This window comes from Nostoc sp. T09 (assembly GCF_002154695.1).
Classification (GTDB): Bacteria; Cyanobacteriota; Cyanobacteriia; order Cyanobacteriales; family Nostocaceae; genus Aulosira.
In genome coordinates, this window is the sequence record NZ_MTAV01000245.1 from 1 (window position 1) to 1,713 (window position 1,713).

The following is a 1,713-nucleotide window of genomic DNA, read 5'->3' on the forward strand; positions in this document are numbered from 1 at the left end:
CGATTTGAGGCAAAATTAATTGAACGGTTTGAGAGCGATCGCACTTTAAAAACTCTCTCTAATTTTCGCTTGCAAGCTGGGGAAAAACTATTTTACAGCACTCAACCATTAACCGTTATCGATTCCCGCTGTCTGTTATGTCATGGTAAGCCAGATCAAACTCTCAAAAGTCACGTCCAACGCTACTGTACACAAAACGGTTACAGATGGAAGCTTAATCAAGTTGTCGGGACTCAGAAACACACTTTACATTTGACAATGCATCGCCCTGCAATGCGTAGACGCGGAGCGTCTTGTCGTAGACATCGCATCGGCTTGTTATATTAATACATCGACCTGTTATGCCAATACATCGGTCTGTTATGTTAATACGTCGGCTTGTTATATTAATGCATCGACCTGTTATGCCAATACATCGGTCTGTTACGTTAATACGTCGGCTTGTTATGCCAATACATTGGCTTGTTATATTAATGCATCGGTCTGCAATGCAATTGTCGTTGGATTTTGCACTAAGTAAGTCTGCACAATAAAAGCAAACTGTGTGAAGAAAAGTAAAAAAGACTCAAACCCTTTTTCCCCATGCTCCCTGCTCCTACGATAGATGTGGTAACAAGACGCAAAAACTGCATAAGTCCTCGCCCCTCTGAAATAAATATCAGGGAAGCGAGGAAAAACACCCATGAGTAAACAATCTCTCAAAATTTTGTTGCGAAAACTGAAACCAGCGTCATCCAATTTTTATGCAAGCTTTAGACTAAATCCCATCTAGCTCAATATATATTCTGAGAATCATTCAATAATTTATTACTGCACGCTGCATTGATGCAGTACGAATGTTGCTGTGCATAATTAGCCACTTGAATATGAACAATCAAATGATAAAAAGTAATTTCTTCACATATCTAAAACCCAAGTTTAAGCTTTACAGTTTAATCAGCTTGCTGAGTGTCGTATTATTATCCGAGTCAGTAGGGGCAAAAGCCACACTCAAACCGTCACAAATTGCACAACAGCCAACCACAACACAGCAAAATGCAACTCGCGCCGCAGCAAAAAAAGTCTTTGATGAAGGGACTGCACTTTACAAACAAGGTATAGCAGCATCTTTGCGCCAGGCAATAGAAAAATGGCAAGAAGCGCTGATATTGTGGCAGAAGTCAGGAGATAAAAAATGGCAAGCTGTTACCTTGCTTAGTATTGGCAGAGTGTATGAAGCTTTAGGGGAAAAGCCCAAAGCCTTGGAATATTACAATACTGCGCTACCACTGTATCGTGCAGTGGGCGACAAGCGTGGGGAAGCTTCTACTCTGATTAGTTTCGGCACAGTTTATGACGCTTTAGGGGAAAAGCCCAAAGCCTTGGAATATTACAGTACTGCGCTACCACTGTATCGTGCAGTGGGCGACAAGCGTGGGGAAGCTACTACTCTAGTTAGTTTTGGCAGAGTGTATGAAGCTTTAGGGGAAAAGCCCAAAGCCTTGGAATATTACAATACTGCACTACCACTGTATCGTGCAGTGGGCGACAAGAGTGGGGAAGCTACTACTCTGGTTAGTTTTGGTAGAGTGTATGACGCTTTAGGGGAAAAGCCCAAAGCATTGGAATATTACAATACTGCACTACCGCTGTATCGTACAGTGGGCGACAAGCGTGGGGAAGCTTCTACTCTGGTTAGTTTTGGGAAAGTTTACTCCGCTTTAGGGGAAAAGC

General features: G+C 42.4%; 2 protein-coding genes. Both read left to right on the top strand.

The window, feature by feature from the left end; all coding sequences use genetic code 11:
- Positions 1–327, top strand: a 327-nt coding sequence (locus BV372_RS33585; RefSeq protein WP_143845478.1) for a DUF3365 domain-containing protein, incomplete at its 5' end; no start/stop codon positions are given.
- A 551-nt stretch (positions 328–878) separates the two neighbouring features.
- On the top strand, positions 879–1,713 hold an 835-nt coding region (locus BV372_RS38110; protein ID WP_256973615.1), incomplete at its 3' end, for a tetratricopeptide repeat protein.